Below are 15756 nucleotides of genomic sequence, written 5' to 3'. Positions count from 1 at the left end.
CGGGTGGCGGGTGCGGGTGGTCAGGCGACGGGCTCGAACGCGTCGCGGGCGGGGGCCGGCAGCGGCTGGGCGGCGACCGCGCGGAGCACGTTGCGCTGGAGCTTGCCGGTGTTGCCGTGCGGCAGCCGGTCGACGAACTCGACGATCCGCGGGTACTTGTAGGGCGCGATGGCGGACTTGACGTGCGCCTGGAGCTCGGTGGCGGTGCGCTGGTCGGCGGGGGTGCCGGGGGCGAGCACCACGAAGGCCTTGACCACGTTGCCGCGCTTGGGGTCGGGGACGCCGACCACGCCGCACTCGGCGACCGCGGGGTGGGTCTGCAGGGCCTGCTCGACCTCGGGGGCGGCGATGTTGTACCCGGCCGAGACGATCATGTCGTCGGAGCGGGCCTGGTACCAGAAGTAGCCGTCGGCGTCCCGGACGTAGGTGTCGCCGGTGAGGTTCCAGCCGTCCCTGACCTGGGTGCGCTGGCGCGGGTCGTCCAGGTAGCGGCAGCCGGTGGGGCCCTGGACGGCGAGCAGGCCGGGCTGCCCGTCGGGCACCGGGCGGCCGTCCTCGTCGACGATCCGGGCCCGGAAGCCGGGGACGACCCGGCCGGTGGCGCCGGGGCGGATCTCGTGGTCGGCGGCGGAGATGAACACGTGCAGCATCTCGGTGGAGCCGATGCCGTCGATCAGCCGGATGCCGGTGGCGTCCCGGAACGCCCGCCAGGTGGCGACCGGCAGGGTCTCGCCGGCCGACACGCAGCGGCGCAGGGTGCCCAGGTCGTAGCGGTCGAGGTGCGGGAGCACCGCGCGGTAGCCGGTGGGGGCGGTGAACAGCACGGTGACCCGGTGCCGGGCGACGGCGGCGAACAGTTCGTCGGGGGTGGCGCGCTCCAGCAGCAGGCTGGCGGCGCCGACCCGCAGCGGGAAGACCAGCAGCCCGCCGAGGCCGAAGGTGAACGCGAGCGGCGGGGTGCCGGCGAACACGTCGTCGGGGCGCGGGCGCACCACGTGCGCGGAGAAGGTGTCGGCGATGGCCAGCACGTCGCGGTGGAAGTGCGCGGTGGCCTTGGGCACCCCGGTGGTGCCGGAGGTGAACGCGATCAGCGCCACGTCGTCCGCGGCGGTGTCCACCGCCCGGAACGGGCCGGGCCGGGCCGCCGCCAGCCGGGCCAGCTCGCTGTCCGCGCCGCCGAACCGGACGACCCGCAGGCCCTCCGCCGCCAGCGGGTCGAGGTCCTCGGTGTGCCGCTCGTCGCAGAGCGCCAGCCGCAGCCGGGCCCGGTCGACGACGGTGCGCAGCTCGCCGGTGCGCAGCAGGGTCAGGGTGGTGACGGCGACCGCGCCGGCCTTCAGCACGGCCAGCCAGCAGGCGGCCAGCCAGGGCGTGTTGGGGGCGCGCAGCAGGACGCGGTGGCCGGGCAGCACGCCGAGGTCCTCGGTGAGCGCCCGGGCGATCCGGTCGGTGGTGTCGCGCAGTTCGGCGTAGGACCAGGTGGTGCCCGCGTCGTCGATCAGGCAGGGGCGGTCGCCGCCGAGCCGGGCGATGGTGCCGTCGAGCAGTTCGGCGGCGGCGTTCAGCCGGTCCGGGTACGCCAACTCGGGCAGGTCGCGCACCAGTTCGGGCCACTCCCCGGCCGGCGGCAGGCGGTCGCGGGTGAAGGTGTCGACGTGTCCGCTCGGGGACGGGTGTGCCATGGCTCCTCCGTACGTGGTGGCCGGGGTCCGGTTGCGGGAGTGTCGGAACGCCCGCCTGAGCCCTGCTGCACCGGGGGTGGAGTCCGCCTCGAACCGGGCCCGGGCGCCGGGCCCGGCGCCCGGGCCCGCGGGCACGCGCGAGGGCCGGCCCGACGGGTGGTCGGACCGGCCCTGCGGCAGAACGGAAGAGGGGGTGCGCGACGACAAGGGCGCGGGAGGGCACGGAAAGGCGCGGCGGGGCGCGGCCGGCCCGGGTGCCCGTGCGGGCACCCGGATCGGCCGTCGCGCGCCGCCGCGTCCCCGGTGCGGCCCGCGGCCGCCGACCGGGCCTCAGCGGGCGGGTAGCGGGTCGGCGGCGTGCTCGCGCAGCCCCAGGGCGCGCAGCGCCCGCTCGGGCCCGGAGGCGGTCAGGCCGGGCCCGGAGGCGGCCAGGTAGCCGTCGGGGCGGACCAGCAGCCAGCCGCCGGCCGGCACGCCGAGGTCGGCGGCGATCCGGCCGTCCGGGTCGGCCAGCGGGCCGGGGACGTCGGGGCGGCCGGTGCGCACCACGGTGCGGACCCGGACGGCGGGCCAGGCCTCGGCGAGGCGGCGCAGTTCGGCGTGGTCGGCCTCGACCGCGAAGGACAGCAGCGTCCAGCCGGGGGTGCGCAGTTCGTCCAGCAGCAGTTCCCAGCCGGGGGTGGGGTCGGTGACCAGGGCGATCCGGCCGCCGGGGGCGACCTTGGCCGTGCCGGGCCCGGCGGGCCCGTCCGGCAGGGCGAGCGGCCCGGCGCCGTAGCCGAGGCCGAGGGCCGACATGCCGCCCATGATCTTGCGTTCCAGCTTGGACTTCACCGGCTTGAGGTTGCGCAGCACGGTGAACAGGGTGCGCAGCGCGGCGGCGGCCCGGCGGCTGCGCAGCTGCACCAGCATGGTGGCCATCTTCGTCGACCGGAGCAGTTCGGCGCCGACCGGGACGCGCTCCTCGCCGTAGCTGTCGAGCAGTTCCTCCCCGGCCTGTCCGGCCAGGACGGCGGCGAGCTTCCAGGACAGGTTGACGGCGTCCTGGACGCCGGTGTTCATGCCCTGCCCGGAGGCGGGGCTGTGCACGTGGGCGGCGTCGCCCGCGAGCAGCACCCGGCCCCGGCGCATCTTCTCGATCATCCGCTGCTGGATGGTGAACACCGATACCCAGCTCGGGAGTTCGACCCGGGCGGGCTTGCCGGTGCCGGTCGCGATCTTCTCGGCGAAGCGGCGGGCCACCGCCTCGTCGCTCTCGTACGAGGCGTCGGCGGTGTCCAGCAGCCGCCACTTGCCCGGGTCCGGGAAGGGGACCATCATCACGGTCCCGGCGGGGGTGCGCATCCAGTGGATGCTGTCCCGGGGCAGGTCGCAGTCGACGATCGCGTCGGCGATCAGCCAGGTCTCGCTGGAGTCGCCGAGCAGCGGCATGCCGAGCTTCTTGCGGACGGTGCTGCGGCCGCCGTCGCAGCCGACCAGCCAGTCGAAGCCGACCGTCTCGGCGCTGCCGTCGGGCAGCCGGAGCACGGTGGTGACGCCGTCGCCGCCGTCCTCGAACTCCTCCAGCCGCACGCCCCACTCGACCTGGACGCCGAGCCGGGCGACGGCGGTGCGCAGCACCTCCTCGGTGATCACCTGGTCGACCATCAGGGTGAACGGGAAGCGGGTGGGCAGCCGGCTGTAGTCGGTGTCGAAGCGGACCAGCCGGCGGCCGTTCTGGTGCAGCGTGAAGTGCTCGACGCGCTGGCCGCGGGGCAGCAGGTCGTCCAGCACGCCCATCTGGTCGTAGGTCTCCAGGGTGCGGGCGTGGGTGGCCAGGGCGCGGCTGGTGGTGGCCGGTCCGCTCGCGGCGTCGACCAGCCGGACCTTCACGCCGTGCCGGGTCAGTTCGTGGGCCGCGGTCAGCCCGACCGGGCCCGCGCCGACCACGAGTACCTGTGCGTCGCTCATGCTGCCTGCTCCTCCTCGCGGTGCTTGACGGCCTTCCACCAGGCCGGGTTGTCGCGGTACCAGTCGACGGTCTCGGCCAGGCCGCGGGCGAACGGGACCTGCGGCCGGTAGCCGAGCTCCTCGCGGATCTTGCTCTCGTCGAGCGAGTAGCGCAGGTCGTGGCCCTTGCGGTCGGCGACCTTGCGGACGGCGCTCCAGTCGGCGCCGAGGTGGTCCAGCAGCAGTTCGGTGATCTGCCGGTTGGTCAGTTCGTTGCCGCCGCCCACGTTGTAGACCTCGCCGGGGCGGCCGCCCTCCAGCACCAGCTGGATCGCCCGGCAGTGGTCGTCCACGTGCAGCCACTCGCGGATGTTGGCGCCCTCGCCGTACAGCGGGACGGGCCGGCCCTCCAGCAGGTTGGTGGTGAACAGCGGGATGAGCTTCTCGGGGTGCTGGTACGGGCCGTAGTTGTTGGAGCAGCGGGTGATCGACACGTTCAGCCCGTGGGTGCGCCAGTAGGCGCGGGCGATCAGGTCGGAGCCGGCCTTGGAGGCGGCGTACGGGGAGTTCGGCAGCAGCGGCCACTCCTCGGTCCAGGAGCCCTCGTCGATGGTGCCGTACACCTCGTCGGTGGAGACGTGCACCACCCGGCCGACGCCGGAGCGCAGCGCGGCCTCCATGACGTTCTGGGTGCCGCCGACGTTGGTGCGGACGAACTCGGCGGCCGACTCCAGCGAGCGGTCGACGTGCGACTCGGCGGCGAAGTGCACCACCGCGTCGTGGCCGGGCATCAGCCGCAGCAGCAGGTCGAGGTCGCAGATGTCGCCGTGCACGAAGTGCAGCCGGGGGTCGGCGGCCGGCAGGTTCTCGCGGTTGCCCGCGTAGGTCAGCTTGTCGACGACGGTGACCTCGGCGCCCTCGGCGCCGGGGTAGCCGTCCGCGAGCAGGGTCCGCACGTAGTGCGATCCGATGAAACCGGCACCACCGGTGACCAGGACCTTCATGCCGCCACCTCCACCTGGGTGTGGTCACCGACCACCAGGCGGTGGTGGTGCTTGCTGCGCACGCTGGTGACGGCCGCGGACCGGCCGATCAGCGAGCCGTGCACGCCGCGGACGCCGGAGACCGTGGCGCCGTCCAGCGCGATCGAGTGGTCCACCCAGGTGTCGCTGAGCAGGCAGTCCCGGCCGATCGCGGTGTGCGGGCCGATGTGGCTGTTCTCCACCACGCTGCCGCGGCCGACCACCACCGGCCCCTCGATCCGGGAGTTGACCACCCGGGCGCTCTCCTCGACGATCACCTCGCCGATCAGGACGCTGCGCTCGTCGACCTCGCCGCGCACCGAGCGGGTGATCCCGTCCAGCAGCTCCCGGTTGCACTCCAGGACGTCCTCCACCCGGCCGGTGTCCTTCCAGTACCCGGAGTACTCGCGGGCCCGGACGTCGGCGCCCTCGGCGACCAGCCACTGGATGGCGTCGGTGATCTCCAGCTCGCCGCGCGCGCTGGGCACGATCGCGGCGACCGCCCGGTGGATGTCCGGGGTGAAGAAGTAGACCCCGACCAGCGCGAGGTCGCTGCGCGGCTGGGCCGGCTTCTCCACCAGCCGCAGCACCCGGCCGTCCGGGTCGACCTCGGCGACGCCGAACGCCCGCGGGTCGGGGACCTTGCACACCACGACCTGGGCGCTGGGCCGCTCGGCCCGGAACTCGGCGGCGATCTCGGTGACGCCCTGCGGCAGCATGTTGTCGCCCAGGTACATCACGAAGTCGTCGTCGCCGAGGAACTCCCGGGCGACGGAGACCGCGTGGGCCAGCCCGAGCGGCTGCTGCTGGCTCAGGTAGGTGATCCGCACGCCGAGCGCGGAGCCGTCGCCGAGCACGGCCTCGATCTCCGGGCGGCGCTCGCCGACGACCACCCCGACCTCGGTGACGCCGAGGGCGCGGATGCCGTCGAGCACGTGCTCGATGACCGGGCGGTTGGCGATCGGGATCAGCTGTTTGGGCATGGAGTAGGTGAAGGGTCGCAGGCGGGTGCCCGACCCACCTGACAGCACCAGAGCCTTCATGGATCCTCTTCTCAGCGAATCTTCTCAGCGAGTACGGCGTGCACCGGGCTCCCGGACAGCGGGAGGATCCGAGCGTCCGGTCGAGAAACGCTGGAAGCGGACTGCACCCGGCCCCGACCTGGAACGATGCCGCACCGGCCGGCCGCGCGGCACCGGCGCCCCCGGGCCGGCCCGCGCCCGGGCACGCCGAAGGGGCGCCCCGCCGGACTGGATCGGCGGGGCGCCCCGGGGCGCGGTCGTGCGGACGGACGGACGGGCGAGCGGGCGGTACGCAGGTAGGGATCAGGAGGCAGGGGTCAGCCGCGGTCGGTGAAGCACTCCTCGGCGATCCGCACCCGGCGGTTGCCGAAGGCGATCCGGTCGAGGATCTTGCGGCCCAGCGGGGTGCGCTGGACGAACCCGGCGAGCTTGGGCCGGATCCGGGCGGCCAGGCCGCCGGTGGAGAGCATGGCCTTGCTCTGCAGGCCCTGGAGCTTCATCACGGCGGCGATGTCCGGCCCGCGCCGCGCCTCGAACTCGCCGAGCCGGGCGGCCGAGGTGTCGCCGTCGGCGAGCGCCCGCACCAGGATCGGGTGCAGCACCACCGCGTCCTGGATCGCCAGGTTGATGCCCTGGGCGCCGATCGGGCTGTGGGTGTGCGCGGCGTCGCCGATCAGCACCAGGCCGTCGTCGGCCCAGCGTTCGGCGCGGCCGGAGAACACGTCCAGCAGGGTGACGTCGCGCGGTGAGCGGATCTGTTCGCGGATCAGCTCGGCGTACGGCGGGATCGCCCCGGCCAGCTGCTCCTTGATGTGCTCGATGCCGCGGCCGGCGATCTCCTGGTAGCCCTTGTGCGGCAGGGTCCAGCCGATCTGCGCGCCGTCGGGGTAGGAGTCGTAGGCGAGCACCGGGTTGCCGCCGTCGCGGAAGACCCGCACGTCGCGGCGCTCGCCCGGGGCGCGCTCGGGCAGCTTGAGCTTGAACCAGAGCACGTCCAGGTCGAAGGCCTCGGTGCGGCCGGCCTCGATCCCGGCCAGTTTGCGCACCTTGGAGTAGCGGCCGTCCGCGCCGACCACCACGGGGGCCCGGACGGTCAGCGCGCCGGCCCGGACGCCGGTGGTGCGGCCGTCCTCCCGGAGCAGTTCGCCGACCCGGTGGCCGTCGAAGTACGCGAAGCCCTCGAACTTCTCGCAGTGCAGCAGCAGTTCGTCCAGCAGGTGGGCCTGCGGCAGGCTCAGCAGGTGGTCGTGCGGGGCGGGCAGTCGGCGGTAGTCGATGTCGAGCAGCACCCGCTCGCCCTCGACCAGCCGGAACCGCTCGTGCGGGTGGGCGCCGCGGGTGCGGGCGCCGGAGAGCACGCCGAGCCGGTCCAGCAGCGCCATCGCGCCGGGCTGCAGGATCTCGCCGCGGAACTCCCGCTGGTGGGCGCGGGCGCGTTCGACCACGGCGACCCGCAGCCCGGACTTCAGCAGCAGCAGGGCCAGCACCAGCCCGGCCGGTCCGGCGCCGACCACGCAGACGTCCGCACCGGCCTCGCGGCCGGTGTCCTCCTCGGTCATGGAACAGCTCCTCTCGGTGGGGTGCGGCCGGGGGTGTGCGGCCGGGGTGTGCGGCCGGTGGTGTCCGGCAGATGGTGTTCCGGCCCTAGAGCAGGCCGAGCCCGCCGTCGGCGGTGACGGTCTGGCCGTGCAGCCAGGCCGCTTCGGGGCTGCACAGCAGGGCCACCACGTCGGCCAGGTCCTCCGGGGTGGTGAGCCGGCCGGCCGGGGTGCGGGCGGCGAGGGCCGCGGCGACCTCGGGCTGCGGGGTGGCCGGGCCCTTGTCGAGCTTCATGGTGGAGACCGCGTTGACGGTGATGCCGCGGCCCGCCAGTTCGACCGCCAGGTAGCGCACCAGGCTCTCCAGCGCGGCCTTGGCGACGCCCGCGGCGACGTACCGGGGCACCACCGAGCGGGCGCCGCTGCTGGAGACCGCGACGATCCGGCCCGGCCCGCCGCCCATCAGTTCGGCGATCCGGGCGCCGCCGCGCAGCAGCGGGTCGAGGGCGGCGCCGACGGCGGCGGTGACCGCCGCGGCGTCACCGCCGACGGCGGGGGTGGGCCGCCAGGGGGCGGCGTTGTGGACGAACACGTCGAGCCGGCCGTACCGGTCGCGGACCTCGCCGAGCAGCAGGTCGAGCCCGGCGGCGGTGGTGACGTCGGCCCGGACGGCGACCGAGGCGCCGGGCAGGCCGTCGAGCTCCTTGAGGGCCAGTTCGGCGTCCTGGTCGGAGTGCGCGTAGTTGACCACCACCCGGGCGCCCCCGGCGCGGAGCCGGCGGGCGACCGCCAGCCCCACGCCGCGGGTCGCCCCGGTGACGACGGCGGTGCGGCCCGCCAGCCGGAGGTCGGAGTGCTCAGACACCGGTGGGCACCGCGGGCGTGCGGGTGCCGGCCACCGGCGCGGCGGTGCGGGCCTCGGAGTCGGCGAGCGCGGCCAGGTCGGCGTGCTCGGGCAGCGCGCGGGCCGCCGCCAGGGCCGCCGCGTCCGCCCAGCGGGTGAGCGCGGTGTAGCCGCCGGGGCGCATCAGGGCCTTGGCCAGGTCGGCCTGGGCGAGGCCGACCCGCTGGGCGGCGGCGGTCCAGGCGGCGAAGGCGGCCTCGAACTTCTCGGCGTCGCCGGTGACGGTGAAGCGCTCGACCGCCAGCACGGTGCCGGTGTCCTCGCCGTCGACGCGCAGCACGCCCGTGGACGGCTCGGCCTGGACGTCCACCAGCTGGTGGAACTCCTTGGCGTGCGCCTGGAAGGTCTCGCTGCCCAGCACCTGCTGGAAGTCGGCGGGGGTGGCCCACCAGCCGAAGTTGACGTACACGCCGGTGTCCACGGTGTCGCGCACCGCCTGGTGGGCGCGGAAGCCGAACTGGGCGCGCATCCACTGGACGTGGTCGAGGAAGCGCTGCTCGAACGCCTCGCCGCCGGCCGGGTCCTTGAGGACGAAGGTGTTGATGACGGTGAACAGCGGGGCGGCCATGCCCTCGCTCCCTTCGGTCTGCGGGTCGCTCAGGCCCAGCCGGGCGGCGAACTGCCCGCCCAGGACCCGGCGTTGGATCTTTCCGTTGCCCGAGCGCGGGATCGTGTCGACCGCCTCGGCGTGCACCAGCCGCTGGTAGTAGGGCAGCTCGGCGTTGACCTGCCCGAGCACCTCGGCGAGCCGCTCGGGCTCGTCCAGCACCAGCAGCGCGCCGGCCACCCGGTAGCCGTGGCCGTCGGGCAGCCCGACCACCACGGCCTCGCGGACCAGCGGGTGGGCGGTGAGGGCCTGTTCGACCTCGGACGGGGCGACCAGGAAGTTGTCGACCTTGAACACGTCGCCGAGCCGGTCGACCAGGAACAGCCGGCCCTGCTCGTCGGTCCGGCCGATGTCGCCGGTGGTGAACCACTCGTCCGGGGCGCGCTCGGGCCCGCCCAGGTAGCCCTTCATCACCTGCGGGCCGCGCAGCTGCACCTCGCCGGGCTGTCCGGCGGGCAGTTCGGCGCCGCTGTCCAGGTCGACCACCCGGCACTCGGTGCCGGGGACCGGGCGGCCGACCGAGCCGTGCGCGGGGTGGTCGGGGTCGTCGCTGTGGGTCAGCGGCGAGGTCTCGGCCAGGCCGTAGCCCTGGAACACCGGGATGCCGAAGCGCTCGGTGAGCGTGCGGGCGGCCTCCACCGGCAGCGCGGAGCCGCCGGAGGCGATCCGGGTGACGGTGCGCAGCGCCAGCCCGTCGAGGGCCGGGTCGGCGGCCAGCCGGGCGAGCCGGACCGGGAGGCTGTAGAAGTGCGTGGCGCCGTGGGTGTTGGCGGCGTGCACCGCGTCGACCGGTTCGGGCGCGGTGCACAGCACCTGGGTGGCGGCCGCGGCGACGGCCGAGTTGAGGTGCATCGGGTGGTAGGTGGGCAAGTGGTTGAGGGTGACGGCGTCGGCGTCGAGCAGGTGCGCGGCGGCGATCTGCTCGGCGTTGACGGTCAGGTTGCGGTGGGTCAGCCGGACGGCCTTGGGCAGTCCGGTGGTGCCGCTGGTGAACTGGATGCAGGCGGTGTCGTCGGGGTCGACGGCGGGCGGCCGCCAGCCCTCGTCGGCGGGGGCGGTGTCGACCAGTTCGTCCAGGGTCGGGGTGGTGCCGTCCTCGGCGCCGCCGATCAGCACCACCTCGCGCAGGTCGGGCAGGTCGGCGCGGACGGCGTTCAGCTTGGGCAGCAGCCCGGCGTCGACGAAGGCCAGCCGGGCCCGGCTGGTGGCCAGCACGTGCCGCACGCCGATCTCCGGGATCAGCGGGTTGACCACCGCGACGACCTGGCCGGCCCGGGCGGCGCCGTAGTAGGCGACCGCGAAGTCCGGGTGCAGCGCGGAGGCCACCGCGACGGTGCCGGGGCCGTCCAGCCGCTCGGCCAGGGCCCGGGCCACCGCGGTGGCCCGGGCGTCCAGCGCGGCGAAGTCCAGCGCGGCGGTGCCGTCGGTGACGGCGGTGCGCCCGGGGTGCGCGGCGGCGGCCCGGGCGGGCAGCGCGTCCAGCCGGCCGGCCCCGGACGGCGTCCGGTCAGCCACGGCGGGCCTCCGCGAAGGCCGCCGCGTGCTTGAGCGTGGTGGTGCTGTTGGTGCTCAGCGCCCGGTGCACGTAGGCGCGGGCGTCGGCGACGGTCTTGCCCTCGCCGAGGATCCGCTCGATCGCGGACGGCTTGAGGGTGACGGTGTGCCGGGAGGTGACGTCGACGCCGCCCTCGACCGGGACGATGGTCCAGCGGCCGGTGTGCGCGGTCATCAGCGCGGGCACGGCGATCTGCTTGTAGACGATGCGGTCCTCGCCGAACACCACCCGGATCGACTTGGTGGTGTGCACCGAGCCGTCGGCGGTGCTGGTGTCCATCGCCATCACCTGGACGCCGGGGACGTCCTCCTGGAGGTCGAGCGCGGCGACGTGCGGCAGGCGCTCGGGCCACAGGTCGGCCCGGTTGAGGAAGTCGAAGACGTCCGCGCCGGCGCCGGCCACGTGCACGGTGTCGTCGAAGCTGAAGACCAGCTCGTCGAGCTCGGCGCCCAGTTCGGCGATCTGCCGGATGCCGGCCAGCTCGGACTCGCTGTTGCGGTCCAGCGCGGCGTTGATCCAGGCGACGTTCTCCGGCAGGTCGTCGACCGCGGTGAAGTCGTGGTGGAGCTCCAGCAGGGAGTGGCCCTCGTCGACCGGGGTGACCAGCCAGGTGCCGCCCATCGAGGCCACCGGCGCCTGGGACACCTCCTGGCGGAAGGTCACCTTGAGGTTCTCGGCGTCCAGTTCGCGGCGCGAGACCCAGCTCTTGACCTCGCCGTTGGCGGTCGCCCAGATCCGGATCCGCTCGCTGCCGGCGGTCTGCTCCAGGTGCTCGACGTGCACGTTGGGCGCGAAGTACTGCGGCCAGGTGGTGACGTCCGCGACGATCCGGTAGACCGTCTCGGCGGGGGCGTCGACGGCGGTGCTGTGCAGGGTGCGGTACTGCTGCAGGGTGTCGGACATGTCAGGTCTCCTTCGGCCCGCGGCGGGGCTCAGTAGTTGCCCAGCCCGCCGCAGACGTTCAGCGCCTGCGCGGTGATGGAAGCGGCGGTGTCGGTGGCCAGGTAGCCGACCAGGCCGGCCACCTCCTCGGGGGTCGAGTAGCGGCCGAGCGGGATCTTGGCCTGGAAGCGCTCCAGGATCTGGTCCTCGGTGGCGTCGTACGCGGCCGCGTAGCCCTGCCGGACCCGCTGCGCCATCGGGGTCTCCACGTAGCCGGGGCACACCGCGTTGACGGTGACGCCGGTCTTCGCCAGCTCCAGGCCGAGGGCCTTGGTGAAGCCGACCACGGCGTGCTTGGAGGCCGAGTAGGGGGCGCCCAGCACGACGCCCTGCTTGCCGCCGGTGGACGCGATGTTGACCACCCGGCCCCAGCCGCGCTCCTGCAGGCCGCCCCGGTTGAGCACCTCGCGGGTGGTCAGGAACACGCTGTTCAGGTTGGTGTCGATCACGTCGTACCAGAGCTCGTCGGCGATCTGCGCGGTGACGCCGCCGCCGCTGCGGCCGGCGTTGTTCACCAGCACGTCGATCCGGCCGTACTGCTCCAGCGCGGCGTCCACCAGGGCCTTCACCTGCTCGGGGCGGCGGATGTCGGCAGTGGTGCCGGACACCTCCAGGCCCTCGGCGCGCAGCTCCTTGACGGTCAGTTCGACCGTCTCCGCGTTGCGCGCGCAGATGAACACCGCCAGGCCGCTGGTCGCCAGGCCGCGGGCGACGGCCAGGCCGATCCCGCTGGTCGCGCCCGTCACCAGGGCCACCCTCTGCTCGCCGGTCATCCTGTGCTCTCCTCTCGGTGGGTCGACGCGACCAGCGTGCCGACGCCTTCTCGACACCCGATCGAGCGGCACTGGACGCCGCTGCTCCAGTTCCGTTCGAGGACCGTGCGACCCCGGACGGCCAGGCTCGTCGCTGTCAGAACCGACGGGTTGCCAGCTGAGAGGACCACCCCATGACCACCGTGACGGCGCAGGTGCCCGCCACCGCCGAGCTGTACTTCGAGGTCCAGCAGTTCTACGCCCGGCAGATGCAGCTGCTCGACAGCGGCCGGGTCGCCGAGTGGGCCGACACCTTCACCGAGGACGGCGTCTTCGCCGCCAACGCCCACCCGGAGCCGGCCGTCGGCCGGGCCGGGATCACCTCGGCCGCCCAGGCCGCCACCGACGCCTACGCGGCCAAGGGCATCCAGCGCCGCCACTGGCTGGGCATGGTCTCGGTCGAGCCGCGCGGCGAGGACGCCGCGTTCGGCCGCTGCTACGCCCTGGTGATCGAGACCCCGAAGGGCGGCCAGGCGATCGTCAAGGTCAGCACCGTGTGCGAGGACCTGCTGGTGCGCGGCGCCGACGGCGCCTGGCTGGTCAAGGACCGCCAGGTGTACCGCGACGACCTCTGATCCCCCCGTTCCACCTCCCCCGCCGGTGCCCGCCGCCTCTCTCCCCCGGAGGCGGCGGGCACCGGCACGTGCGCGTCCGGGACCGGGCGGGCGGGCGGCTCTCCCGGGCGGCGCGCCGGAACGCCGGAACGCCGGAACCGCGCGGTGCGGAGGGCTGCTCGGGGTGAGCCCTCCGGACCGCGCGGTTCCGCGCTGCGGGTGCGTGTCGCCGCGTCGGCGCGTCAGGCGGCGACGGCGGCCTGCTCGGCGAGGCTGGCGTTGATGAACTCCAGCAGCAGGCGCGGGGTGTGGGCCTCGGCGACGGTGTCCTCGGCCAGCTCGATGTCGTACTCGCGCTCGATCCGGCCGGTGGTCTGCAGGACCGCCAGCGAGTCGTAGCCGAGGTCGTCCAGCGGGGTGTCGAGGACGTCGCCGCTGAGGTCGACGCTCTCGTCCTCGCCCGCGCACTCGCGCAGCAGGGTGGTCAGCTCGTCCAGGGTCATCTGGGACATGTCGGTGGTTCCTTCCGTGGTGGGGTGCCGCTTGAGGGTGTGGTGGTGGGGGTGGCTCGGACGGGGTCAGGCCGCGGTGACCACGGCGGCGGAGTTGAAGCCGCCGGCGCCCCGGGCGAGGACCAGTGCGGTGCGGACGGGGGCCGGGCGGGCGCTGCCCAGCACCAGGTCGAGGTCCAGGCCCTCGGCCGGGTGCTCGACGTTGACGGTGGGCGGGATCACCTGGTCGCGCAGGGTCAGCAGGGCCGCCGCCAGGTCGAGCGAGCCGCCGCCCGCGTAGAGCCGTCCGGTCATCGTCTTGGGGGCGGTGACCGGCACGCCGCGCGGCCCGAAGACCTCGCGCAGCGCGTCGGCCTCCTGGCGGTCGAGCGCGGGGACGCCCGCCGCGTCGGCGAACACCACGTCGACCTGGTCGGGGGTCAGCTCGGCCTCGGCGAGGGCGAGTTCGATCGCCCGGCGCAGTCCGGGCGGCAGGCCGCGGCCCGGTGCCGGGTCGAAGGTGGCGGCGTACCCGGCGAGCCGGCCGTACGTCGGCACGCCGCGGGCGGCCGCGGACTCGGCGCTCTCCAGGATCAGGATCGCGCCGCCCTCACCGGCCACGTGGCCGCCGGCGGCGGTGTCGAAGGGCAGGTAGGCGCGGGTCGGGTCGGCCTCGGTGGAGAGCCGGCCGCCGGCCAGCTGGGCGGCCCAGCCCCAGGGGCAGATGGCGCCGTCGACGCCGCCGGTGACGATCATCCGGCTGCCCTTGCGGAGCTGCCGGCGGGCCTGCGCGACGGCGTCGATGCCGCCGGCCTGCTCGCTGACGATGACGCCGCTGGGGCCGCGCAGGCCGTGCCGGATGGAGATCTGGCCGGTGTTGACGGCGTAGAACCAGGCGAAGGACTGGTACGCGGAGACGTACTTGCCGCCCTGGCTCCACAGCGCCTGCAGTTCGCGCTGGCCGAACTCGAAGCCGCCGGCGGAGGCGGCGGTGACCACGCCCGCCGCGTACTCGTCGATCTGCTCGGGGTCGAGGCCGGCGTGGCCGATGGCCTCCTCGGCGGCGACCAGGGCGAGCCTGGTCATGTGGTCGGTCTGCGGCAGCAGCCGGCTGGGGATGCGGGCGGCCGGGTCGAAGCCGGGGACCTCGCCGGCCAGGGTGGCCGGGTAGCCGCTGGCGTCGAAGCGCTGCACCGGGCGGATGCCGCTGCGGCCCTCCAGGGTGGCCCGCCACCAGTCCTCGGTGCCCAGGCCGTTGGGGGCGGCCACGCCGATGCCGGTGAACACGGCGGCGACGGTGCGGGCGGCCGGGGCGGTGTGCTCCAGCAGTTCGGCGGTCATGCGGCGGTCCTCCGCTCGGGTCGGGTGAGCACGATGGCGCTCTGGAAGCCGCCGAAGCCGCTGCCGACGCTCAGCACGGTGTCGATCTTCCGCTCGCGGGCGGTGATCGGGGTGTAGTCGAGGTCGCACTCCGGGTCGGGCTCGTGCAGGTTGGCGGTCGGCGGGACGACGCCGTGCTCGATGGCCAGGGCGGAGGCGGCGATCTCCAGCGAGCCGATGGCGCCCAGCGAGTGGCCGATCATCGACTTGATGGAGCTGACGGGGGTGGCGTACGCGTGGTCGCCGAGGCTGCGCTTGAACGCGGCGGTCTCGTGCCGGTCGTTCTGCTTGGTGCCGGAGCCGTGCGCGTTGATGTAGTCGACCGCGGTGCCGGGCAGCCGGGCCTCGTCCAGGGCGACCCGGATCGACTCGGCCATCTCCTTGCCGTCGGGGCGCAGGCCGGTCATGTGGTAGGCGTTGGAGCGGGTGGCGAAGCCGCCGATCTCGGCGTAGACGTGCGCGCCGCGGCGGCGGGCCGCCCCCAGCTCCTCCAGGACGAAGATCGCCGAGCCCTCGCCGAGCACGAACCCGTTGCGGGTGCGGTCGAACGGCCGGGAGGCGTGCTCCGGGTCGTCGTTGCGCGGCGAGGTGGCCTTGATGGCGTCGAAGCAGGCGACCGAGATCGGCGAGATCGGGGCCTCGGTGGCGCCGGCGACCATGACGTCGGCGCTGCCCTCGCGGATCAGCTCGACCGCGTGGCCGACGGCGTCCAGGCCGGAGGTGCAGCCGGTGGAGACCACGCCGGCCGGGCCCTGGGCGCCGACCGCCCAGGCCACCTCGGTGGCGAAGGAGCTGGGGACGAAGTGGTCGAACAGGTGCGGGACGGCGTAGCGGTGGTCCACCAGCCAGCCGCGGCCGCCGTCGCTGACCACGTTGTACTCGGTGTCCAGGCCCATGGTGGCGCCGACCGCGCTGCCGATGGTGATGCCGATCCGGTGCGGGTCGGCGGCGGCCAGGTCGAGTCCGCTGTCGGCGACCGCCTCGCGGGCGCTGACCACGGCGAACTGGGCCGCCCGGTCCATCCGGCGGATCTCCTGCGGGCCGAGGCCGGCCGCGACCGGGTCGAAGTCGGCCTCGGCGGCGATCCGCGAGCGGAACGAGGAGGCGTCGAAGAGCGAGATCGCCCTGGTCGCGGTCCTGCCGTCGGTGAGCAGCGACCAGAACGCCTTGGTGCCGACCCCGCCGGGGGCGACCACGCCGATCCCGGTGATGACCACTCGCCGGCTCATGGCCGCCTCCCCTTGATCGTGTTCACGCCCGTTCCTTCCTCTCGTGGCCGCTCGCGGCCTCTTCACGGCTTTCCCGGCCCTCCGGGTGG

13 protein-coding genes are annotated in these 15756 nt (G+C 74.6%); 1 reads left to right on the top strand and 12 read right to left on the bottom strand.

Annotated features, from left to right (window positions below; translation table 11 throughout):
- Positions 1-20: 20 nt before the first annotated feature.
- From HUT16_RS23745 to HUT16_RS23705, 9 genes are all read right to left on the bottom strand, one after another.
- Positions 21-1682: an AMP-binding protein gene (locus HUT16_RS23745; RefSeq protein ID WP_176190107.1), complete on the bottom strand. Its 1662-nt coding sequence runs from the start codon at positions 1680-1682 to the stop codon at positions 21-23.
- A gap of 330 nt (positions 1683-2012) precedes the next feature.
- Positions 2013-3632 carry an FAD-dependent oxidoreductase gene (locus HUT16_RS23740; protein ID WP_176190106.1) on the bottom strand — a complete coding sequence of 540 codons (1620 nt, stop codon included), beginning with the start codon at positions 3630-3632 and terminating at the stop codon, positions 2013-2015.
- On the bottom strand, positions 3629-4615 hold the full coding sequence (gene rfbB, locus HUT16_RS23735; protein ID WP_176190105.1) for a dTDP-glucose 4,6-dehydratase: 987 nt from the start codon (positions 4613-4615) through the stop codon (positions 3629-3631). The genes HUT16_RS23740 and rfbB overlap by 4 nt, the downstream gene beginning before the upstream one ends.
- On the bottom strand, positions 4612-5676 hold the full coding sequence (locus HUT16_RS23730) for a glucose-1-phosphate thymidylyltransferase (protein WP_176190104.1): 1065 nt from the start codon (positions 5674-5676) through the stop codon (positions 4612-4614). Before HUT16_RS23730 ends, rfbB begins: the two co-directional genes overlap by 4 nt.
- A 296-nt stretch (positions 5677-5972) precedes the next feature.
- Entirely contained in the window at positions 5973-7214 is a 1242-nt protein-coding gene (locus tag HUT16_RS23725) for an FAD-dependent monooxygenase (RefSeq protein ID WP_176190103.1), read from the bottom strand.
- Positions 7215-7299: 85 nt separating this feature from the next.
- The gene (locus HUT16_RS23720) at positions 7300-8058 is read right to left on the bottom strand and encodes an SDR family oxidoreductase (protein WP_176190102.1); all 759 of its coding nucleotides are present in this window, start codon (positions 8056-8058) and stop codon (positions 7300-7302) included.
- On the bottom strand, positions 8051-10219 hold the full coding sequence (locus tag HUT16_RS23715) for an AMP-binding protein (RefSeq protein WP_176190101.1): 2169 nt from the start codon (positions 10217-10219) through the stop codon (positions 8051-8053). The genes HUT16_RS23720 and HUT16_RS23715 overlap by 8 nt, the downstream gene beginning before the upstream one ends.
- Complete coding sequence (locus HUT16_RS23710) at positions 10212-11162, bottom strand: aromatase/cyclase (RefSeq protein WP_176190100.1); 951 nt, start codon at positions 11160-11162, stop codon at positions 10212-10214. Before HUT16_RS23710 ends, HUT16_RS23715 begins: the two co-directional genes overlap by 8 nt.
- Positions 11163-11191: 29 nt before the next feature.
- A complete protein-coding gene (locus tag HUT16_RS23705; protein WP_176190099.1) occupies positions 11192-11974 on the bottom strand; it encodes an SDR family NAD(P)-dependent oxidoreductase in 783 nt (260 codons plus the stop codon).
- A gap of 173 nt (positions 11975-12147) precedes the next feature.
- Here HUT16_RS23705 and HUT16_RS23700 point away from each other — a divergent pair, with 173 nt between their 5' ends.
- A complete protein-coding gene (locus tag HUT16_RS23700) occupies positions 12148-12588 on the top strand; it encodes a nuclear transport factor 2 family protein (RefSeq protein WP_176190098.1) in 441 nt (146 codons plus the stop codon).
- Positions 12589-12809: 221 nt separating this feature from the next.
- Here HUT16_RS23700 and HUT16_RS23695 read toward each other — a convergent pair whose 3' ends face one another.
- The 3 genes from HUT16_RS23695 to HUT16_RS23685 form a co-directional block, all read right to left on the bottom strand.
- Positions 12810-13079: an acyl carrier protein gene (locus tag HUT16_RS23695; protein WP_176190097.1), complete on the bottom strand. Its 270-nt coding sequence runs from the start codon at positions 13077-13079 to the stop codon at positions 12810-12812.
- 66 nt (positions 13080-13145) lie between these two features.
- Complete coding sequence (locus tag HUT16_RS23690; RefSeq protein ID WP_176190096.1) at positions 13146-14399, bottom strand: ketosynthase chain-length factor; 1254 nt, start codon at positions 14397-14399, stop codon at positions 13146-13148.
- Positions 14396-15667 carry a beta-ketoacyl synthase gene (locus tag HUT16_RS23685; protein ID WP_176190095.1) on the bottom strand — a complete coding sequence of 424 codons (1272 nt, stop codon included), beginning with the start codon at positions 15665-15667 and terminating at the stop codon, positions 14396-14398. The genes HUT16_RS23690 and HUT16_RS23685 overlap by 4 nt, the downstream gene beginning before the upstream one ends.
- Between the last annotated feature and the right edge of the window lie 89 nt (positions 15668-15756).

The sequence above is a fragment of the Kitasatospora sp. NA04385 genome (assembly GCF_013364235.1).
Classification (GTDB): Bacteria; Actinomycetota; Actinomycetes; order Streptomycetales; family Streptomycetaceae; genus Kitasatospora.
This window is presented reverse-complemented; position numbering and strand designations above follow the sequence as displayed.

What these genes read in the sequence shown, in the direction of transcription:
- HUT16_RS23740 (WP_176190106.1), bottom strand. Translation starts at nt 3,632, where the DNA reads ATGAGCGACGCACAGGTACTCGTGGTCGGCGCGGGCCCGGTCGGGCTG.
- HUT16_RS23690 (WP_176190096.1), bottom strand. Translation starts at nt 14,399, where the DNA reads ATGACCGCCGAACTGCTGGAGCACACCGCCCCGGCCGCCCGCACCGTC.
- HUT16_RS23710 (WP_176190100.1), bottom strand. Translation starts at nt 11,162, where the DNA reads ATGTCCGACACCCTGCAGCAGTACCGCACCCTGCACAGCACCGCCGTC.
- HUT16_RS23725 (WP_176190103.1), bottom strand. Translation starts at nt 7,214, where the DNA reads ATGACCGAGGAGGACACCGGCCGCGAGGCCGGTGCGGACGTCTGCGTG.
- HUT16_RS23700 (WP_176190098.1), top strand. Translation starts at nt 12,148, where the DNA reads ATGACCACCGTGACGGCGCAGGTGCCCGCCACCGCCGAGCTGTACTTC.
- HUT16_RS23705 (WP_176190099.1), bottom strand. Translation starts at nt 11,974, where the DNA reads ATGACCGGCGAGCAGAGGGTGGCCCTGGTGACGGGCGCGACCAGCGGG.
- HUT16_RS23745 (WP_176190107.1), bottom strand. Translation starts at nt 1,682, where the DNA reads ATGGCACACCCGTCCCCGAGCGGACACGTCGACACCTTCACCCGCGAC.
- HUT16_RS23685 (WP_176190095.1), bottom strand. Translation starts at nt 15,667, where the DNA reads ATGAGCCGGCGAGTGGTCATCACCGGGATCGGCGTGGTCGCCCCCGGC.
- HUT16_RS23695 (WP_176190097.1), bottom strand. Translation starts at nt 13,079, where the DNA reads ATGTCCCAGATGACCCTGGACGAGCTGACCACCCTGCTGCGCGAGTGC.
- HUT16_RS23730 (WP_176190104.1), bottom strand. Translation starts at nt 5,676, where the DNA reads ATGAAGGCTCTGGTGCTGTCAGGTGGGTCGGGCACCCGCCTGCGACCC.
- rfbB (WP_176190105.1), bottom strand. Translation starts at nt 4,615, where the DNA reads ATGAAGGTCCTGGTCACCGGTGGTGCCGGTTTCATCGGATCGCACTAC.